The following is a 6,907-nucleotide window of genomic DNA, read 5'->3' on the forward strand; positions in this document are numbered from 1 at the left end:
CCATCTCCCCTGATGCATCTGAAATTCACATCGATTTCGGTCGAAAACTCACATCACTGCAAAAGAATGTCGTCAAAGCCAGTAAAGACGCGCAACTTTCCCCGTGTCCAGCGTGCGTAAAGGTCAGTCCCGGAGGGGGAGGGAGCGAAGACCTTGAAAGGGGTGCCCCTGAGAGGCTAGGAGTATGTCGAACGTGTCCGAGCAGCACGTCAAAAGGCGCTCGATCTAGGCGCAAAGCGCAGCCATAGCTTGGCTATGGCGTGCATTTGCAACGACGAGCAAGGGGCTTTTGGCGTGATGAGCGGGCATGATCGAAAAACTCTCTGCCTCTGCCTCTGCCTCTGCCTCTTGCCTCTTGCCTCTTGCCTCTGAGTCAGCAGGGTTGCGTGCTGCGCCCAGCCTGTGCGTTTGTCCGCAAGGACGCGACAATCCGATTGCGGTTGAGGTGCGCGCAACATTGCAGCAACACCCCTCGAGCACCATGGTCTGCCGCTCGATGCACCGAATGACTAAACGCCGAACTCGCATGGAAAAGACGATGGTTGGGGCCTGTGCGGCCGTGCTGCTGATGGTGCTTTCCGCGTGCGGCAAAGGCGATTCGCCGTCGGGCAATGCCTCTGCCGCTGCTTCCGCGTCTGCGTCGGGGGGCGGTGGTCCTGCGGTCAGCGTGAGTTCCGTGCGCGCTGAAAAGCGTGACTACGAGGTCCGGCTCGAAGCCACCGGCACCGTCACCGCGCTCAACAGCGTGGATGTGAAACCCCAGGTCAGCAGCACCATCACCAAGGTCCATTTCAAGGAGGGGGACTTTGTCAAGGCTGGGCAGGTCCTCTTCACACTCGATGCGCGGCCTGACGAGACCAATGTCGCCAAGGCGCAGGCGCAACTGCAGAAAGACTTGGCGTCGCTCGCCGATGCGCAACGCCAGCTCGCGCGCAGCAAGGAACTCTTCGCGCAGAACTTCGTCTCGCAAGTCGCGGTGGACACCAACCAGACGCTCGTCGACGCGCAGCAAGCGGTGGTCGAATCCGACCGGGTGGCGATCAAGGCGGCGCAGGTCGGCCTCTCGTACAACCGCATCGTGGCGCCCAGTTCGGGCCGCGCCGGCACAGTCAACGTCTTCCCCGGCACGCTCGTGCAGCCGACCACGGCCACGGCGCTCGTCACCATCACGCAGCTCGACCCGATCGCGGTCAGCTTCAACCTGCCTCAGCGCAATCTGCAGGACGCCTTGCAATCGTTGCGCTCGGGCGGCGGCAATGTCGCGGCGGTGCTGCCCGAAGGCCGCGGTACTCTGGCGGGCAAGCTGTCCTTCGTCGACAACTCCGTCGATGCCACCTCAGGCACCGTCAAGGTCAAGGCTCAATTCGACAACAAGGACGAGAAGCTGTGGCCGGGTGCCTTCGTCGGCGTGAAGCTCACCGTGCAGACCATCAAGGACGCGATCGTCGTGCCTCAGGCGACCATCGTGCAGGGAGCACTGGGCAAGGTCGTGTTCGTGGTGGAGTCCGGCAACAAGGCGGCTGCGAGGACGGTCGAGGTGCTTTACTCGTCGGGGACGGACGCTGTCGTGACGGGCGTGCGACCGGGCGACCGCGTCGTGCTCGACGGCCGCCAGAACCTTCGCAACGGTAGCAACGTGGTCGAGCGTCCGGCGGATGATGCAAGCGGGCCGGCCGGTGCGCGTGGTCGCCATGGCGGGGCTTCGGCGCCGGGCGGCGGCGGGTCGGGTCCCGCTGCATCGGGCGCCGGTCGAGGCAAGCCGGGGTCCGGCCCCATCGCCCGGGCCGACGCCGATGCATCCCGCGCGGCAATCGCCGATTCGTCCGGGGGTACGTCATGAACTTGTCGGAACTGTTCATCCGCCGTCCGGTGATGACGGTGCTGCTCAATGCAGCCATCATCGTCGCGGGCGTGATCGCCATGACCCGCATCCCGGTCGCGGCACTGCCAAGCTACAACACGCCTGTCATCAACGTCGCCGCGTCGTTGCCGGGGGCAAGCCCCGAGACCATGGCGACCTCGGTGGCCTTGCAGCTCGAAAAACAGTTTCAGACCATACCCGGCCTCAACGTCATCAGCTCGACGAACACGCTGGGCAACACGTCAATCACGCTCGAATTCGACGAAGGGCGCAACATCGACGTGGCAGCGGTCGACGTGCAGGCCGCGCTCTTGCGCGCGTCTCGCTCCCTGCCGCAGGACATGACGCAGCCGCCTTCCTATCGCAAGGTGAACCCGGCCGATGCGCCGGTGCTGCTGATTGCGCTGACCTCGCCCTCGCTCAACCTCTCTGACCTGAATGACTACGCAGAGCACCTGATTTCGCCGACCCTTTCCACGCTCGACGGGGTGGCGCAGGTCAACATCTTCGGACAGAAGCGATACGCGGTGCGCGTGCGTGTCATGCCCGACGCACTGTCTGCGCGCAACATCAGCCTGGACGAACTCACCGCCGCCTTGCGCGCCGCCAACGTCAACACGCCCGTGGGCACGCTCGATGGTCCGCGCCAGACGCTGACGCTTCAGGCCAACCGGCAGCTCAAGAACGCTGCCGAGTTCGCCGACCTCATCGTTGCCACCAAGAACGCCAGTCCCGTGCGCCTGCGCGACGTGGCCCAGGTCGAAGACAGCTTCGAAACGGTCAAGACCTACGCCAGCTACAACGGCGAAAGCTCGATCACGCTGGCTATCCTGCGACAGCCCGACGCCAACACCGTGAAGGTTGTCGATTCGGTGCGTGCCGCACTCCCGGGCTTCCAGTCGCAGTTGCCGGCCTCGGTGCGCATGACGCCGGTGAACGACCGTTCCATCTCCATCCGCGACGCGCTGCATGACGTGACGCTCACCATGCTCGGCACCATCGCGCTCGTGGTGCTCGTGATCTTTCTGTTTCTGCGTCGCTTCGTGGCGACTGTGATTCCGACCCTGTCGCTGCCGGTGTCCTTGGTCGGCGCCATTTCGCTGCTCTGGGGCTTCGGCTACACGCTGGACAACATTTCGCTCCTGGGTCTGACGCTCGCCGTGGGTCTCGTGGTCGACGACGCGATCGTGATGCTCGAGAACATCATGCGGCACGTCGAGGATGGAATGCCGCCGTTCCAGGCAGCGCTGCAGGGTTCTCGCGAAGTGGGTTTCACCATCATTTCGATCTCCACTTCGCTGATCGCGGTGTTCATTCCGATCTTTTTCATGCCGGGCGTGATCGGACTCTTGTTCCACGAGTTCGCCTGGATCGTCTCGCTGGCCATCGTCGCTTCGGCCTTCGTGTCTCTGACTCTCGTGCCCATGCTCGCGAGCCGATTCCTCTCCGATGATGCACACAAGAAGCCGCCGGGAGCGATGGTGAGGATGTTCGAACGCGGTTTCGACAAGACGCTGGAGGCTTACACCCGGTCGCTCGATGCCGCCTTGCGCCACCGCAAGCTCGTGCTGGTGGTGGCATTGGCCACCTTCGTTGCGACCGGCTGGCTGTTCATGACGATCTCCAAGGGCTTTTTCCCCGAAGAGGACATCGGACAGATCCGCATCACCACCGAAGCCTCCGAAGATACTTCCTTCCCCGAGATGGTCAGGCTGCAGGACCGCGTGGCAGCTGTCTTGCGCAACGACCCGTCGGTGCTGACCGTGAGTTCGTTCAACGGTGGCGGCGGAGCGCAAAACACGGGCCGCATGTTCATCAATCTCAAGCCGCGTGCCGAACGTGTGCCTATGAAGCAGGTGATTGAAGGCCTGCGCAGGAAGATGCGCGAGATTCCAGGCATCAGCGTCTTCATGCAACCGATTCAGAACCTGCAGTTGGGCGGCCGGCCCAGCAAGGCGCAATACCAGTACATCCTGCAAAGCGTGAAGGCCGACGAACTGAGTGATTGGGCGGTGAAGCTGCAGGAGCGCCTGCGCGCCGACCCGCTGTTCCGCGACGTGACGAGCGACTCGCAACTGCGCGGTTTGCAGGCATCGCTCAAGATCGACCGCGACCGCGCCAACACCATGGGTGTGTCGATCGATGCCATTCGCAGCGCGCTCTTCAGCGCCTTCGGCGAGCGGCAGGTGTCGACCATGTACACGCCGGTCGACAGCTACCAGGTCATCATGGAATTGACTGCCCAGGCGCGGCAGGACGAAGGTGCCTTCAATAACATCTACGTGCGATCGTCCAGCGGGTCGCTCGTGCCCTTGTCGAGCTTCGCGACGGTGGAGCGCACGGTGGGCCCGACGTCCATCAACCACGTGGGGCAGCTTCAGGCGGTGACGGTGTCGTTCAACCTCGCGCCGGGGGCGGCACTGGGCGATGCAACGGCGAAGATAGAGCAAGCGCGCGAGGAACTGCGCATGCCGAGTTCCGTCATCACGAGCTATGGCGGCGATGCTGCGGTGTTCAAGAGTTCGCAGGGCAGCCAAGCCATTCTGATCATCGCGGCGCTGCTCGTGATCTACGTCTTGCTGTGCGTGCTGTACGAGAGCTACATCCACCCGATCACGATTCTGGCGGGGTTGCCATCGGCGGCAGTTGGCGCGCTTCTGATGCTGAGACTTTTCAACCAGGACCTGACGCTGATCGCGACCATCGGCATCCTGCTCCTGATTGGCATCGTGAAGAAGAACGCGATCATGATGATTGACTTCGCGCTCGATGCACAGCGCACGCATGGCATGTCGCCGGCCGCGGCGATCCGCGAGGCCTGCATCCTGCGCTTCCGGCCGATCATGATGACGACGCTTGCGGCGTTGATGGGGGCATTGCCGATCGCGCTCGGCCTCGGCGCAGGCGCTGAGCTTCGCCAGCCGCTGGGTCTGGCGGTGGTGGGGGGGCTTGTGTTCTCGCAGGCAATTACTTTGTTCATTACGCCCGTGATCTATCTGGCGCTCGATAGATTCAGTGGCAAGGGGCCGGTGACGACCCCGGAAGCGGCGGCCGAGGCCAAGGCCGCCTCAGCGTCGCAAAGTTCCTAGAGTTACGGTCAAAGTCAATGCACTGCGGGCCGGTTTTATTCGAGGGGGTCGCCCATTGCAACTTGCTTTGTTCGGGCGGTTTGCCTCAGGGGCGCCGCGCACGCGGTCGCCGCTTCGGCGTCAGGTCCACCGGCTGCTCTGTCTCGAGCCATTGCTGCGGCCGTGGCGTTGGCGCATCGTCCGGCCCGAAGCCCTTGGCCTCTCGCTCGGCTTCCCAGGTCTGCTGCATGGTCGCGATGGCTTGGTCGATGAAGCCGTTGGCTTCGTCCTCGTCGTAGCCGAAGGTGTCGCAGTCGCGCAGCAGGGTCCAGCGCGCGGCTTGGGCGTGGCCTTCGCGCGTGATGCTCATCGACAGAGAGGCGTTGAAGGTGATGTACGGCGCAATGTCATAGGCCGGTGAGAGCGACCATCGTCCGTCGACGCACAGCACGCCGTGGTTGCGCGGGTGGTCGTCGCCGTTGCCGCAGACGGCATTGAACGCCATGCGCCGCCACAGCTCTCGCTTCACTTCTTGAACGTCGACGCCCTCGGCCCCGCACCAGCGCTGCAGCTCGGCGGCGAGGTAGGGGTAGGACCGCTGCGGGTCGCCGCGCGTCGTGGTGCTATCCAGGCGCAGCATCGTGTGCGCGCTGGCGAAGCCGTGTCGCTGGACCAGGACATCGTCACGCGTCAAGCGGTCGAACCTCTTCACCGCAACGAGCTGGTGCGGTCCGGCGCGATGGAGTTCCACATCGGCCGCGCGGACGCCCGCGGCGCTCGCGGACTTCATCGCCAGGTACTCGCGCAGCGGGGAGTTCGGCGCATCGCCTCGGTCCTGCAGCTTGGCAATCCAGTGCTGGCCACGGTGCCTCACGGTCATCTTTGGCCGCTCGCCGCCGAGCGTGGTTCCAAGGACGCCGTGTAAGTCGCGTACGACACGGCTCACCGGTACACCCTCGGGCATGTCGGTGAGCTTGCCCAGAAAGTCGGTCAGCGGAATCGGCTGGAAGTCGACCTTGCGCTGAATGTCGTTGCAGACCTCGACGGCACCCGCGCCGTCGCCGAGCGACACCTCAAGGCGGTCGATTGGGTCGAGCGCGCGGCCCTCGATGTTCTCAAGTAGGCCAAGGCCGTATCCTTCGGGCGATGCATCGCGAAGCACACCGAAAAGACCTTTTTGTCGGGTCTCGCGTTGCGGGCGTCTCGAGCGTGAGAAGGGAAGATTCACTGGGTCGAGCGGCGTTGCCCCAGCGAGGTCCATGTACTCGCGCTCGTAGGCGAATTCGCCGAGCCCTTCCCGCCATGTGAAGGTGCCGCAGCGCACAGGCTGGACGGCACCAGCAGGCCAGACCCACACCGGCTTGGTCACAGCGTCAGCCATTGCTGCTACCTCCGCACCCGCTTGGGCAGGTCCTCGCTCAGGCGGTCCACTGTCGCCGCATCCTCGGCGAGGACGGCTACTTTCTCCAGGCTGTCGAGCATATCCAGCGCAAAGAGCACGCAGAGGTAGAAGCCCGTCTGCACGGTTGGCGAGCCGGACTCGATCGCGCGTATCGTGCTCAAGCTCACGCTCGATTTCGAGGCCAGGTCGGCCTGCGTCAGGTAGCGTGCACGACGTGCTCGATTGAGGCGGCTACCCAGCCGCAGCAATGCATCCTCCGCAGGGAGGGGCAACATGGCGCGGGAAGCTGAAGTCTTCATTGGGCAAGTTTTAAGTGGTGTAAAGAGTGCGCAAACACATATTATTGGTTGAGGCCTGTGGGGTCAAGGAAGGTCGATGTTCTCGTCAAGGCCAAGCCCTTCGGTGGCCTGCGGCCAGCCTTGACCCGGCCGCGAACCCTGCTGGCATACCTGGTGCACACGGCGCTGGACTGGGCCAACCAGCCCTGGCGCAGCGTGCGTGCCAAGCTGCCTTCGCGCCGCACCTTCTTCGAGCACTTGCGATCCTTGCTTCAGTACGTCCTCTTTGAACACTGGG

Annotated in this window: 5 protein-coding genes; 3 read left to right on the plus strand and 2 right to left on the minus strand. The window is 63.8% G+C overall.

Going from position 1 to position 6,907, the window contains the following annotated elements; genetic code table 11:
* Positions 1 to 505 precede the first annotated feature (505 nt).
* Together AC30NL_RS04055 and AC30NL_RS04060 are read left to right on the plus strand one after the other, a co-directional pair.
* Positions 506 to 1,840, plus strand: coding sequence for an efflux RND transporter periplasmic adaptor subunit (locus tag AC30NL_RS04055; RefSeq protein WP_489462730.1), 1,335 nt, complete (start codon positions 506 to 508; stop codon positions 1,838 to 1,840).
* A complete protein-coding gene (locus tag AC30NL_RS04060) occupies positions 1,837 to 4,950 on the plus strand; it encodes an efflux RND transporter permease subunit (protein WP_489462731.1) in 3,114 nt (1,037 codons plus the stop codon). The genes AC30NL_RS04055 and AC30NL_RS04060 overlap by 4 nt, the downstream gene beginning before the upstream one ends.
* Positions 4,951 to 5,035: 85 nt before the next feature.
* Here AC30NL_RS04060 and AC30NL_RS04065 read toward each other — a convergent pair whose 3' ends face one another.
* Both AC30NL_RS04065 and AC30NL_RS04070 read right to left on the minus strand, forming a co-directional pair.
* Positions 5,036 to 6,310 (minus strand): type II toxin-antitoxin system HipA family toxin, encoded by a 1,275-nt coding sequence (locus AC30NL_RS04065; RefSeq protein ID WP_489462732.1) that lies wholly within the window; start codon positions 6,308 to 6,310, stop codon positions 5,036 to 5,038.
* 5 nt (positions 6,311 to 6,315) lie between these two features.
* Positions 6,316 to 6,606, minus strand: coding sequence for a helix-turn-helix transcriptional regulator (locus tag AC30NL_RS04070; RefSeq protein ID WP_489462733.1), 291 nt, complete (start codon positions 6,604 to 6,606; stop codon positions 6,316 to 6,318).
* A gap of 81 nt (positions 6,607 to 6,687) precedes the next feature.
* Between AC30NL_RS04070 and AC30NL_RS04075 the strand changes: the two genes are divergently transcribed.
* Positions 6,688 to 6,907 (plus strand): hypothetical protein (locus tag AC30NL_RS04075; protein WP_489462734.1); only part of this gene is annotated, 220 nt, incomplete at its 3' end.

It is taken from the genome of Rhizobacter sp., assembly GCA_021153565.1.
Lineage (GTDB): Bacteria > Pseudomonadota > Gammaproteobacteria > Burkholderiales > Burkholderiaceae_C > Albitalea.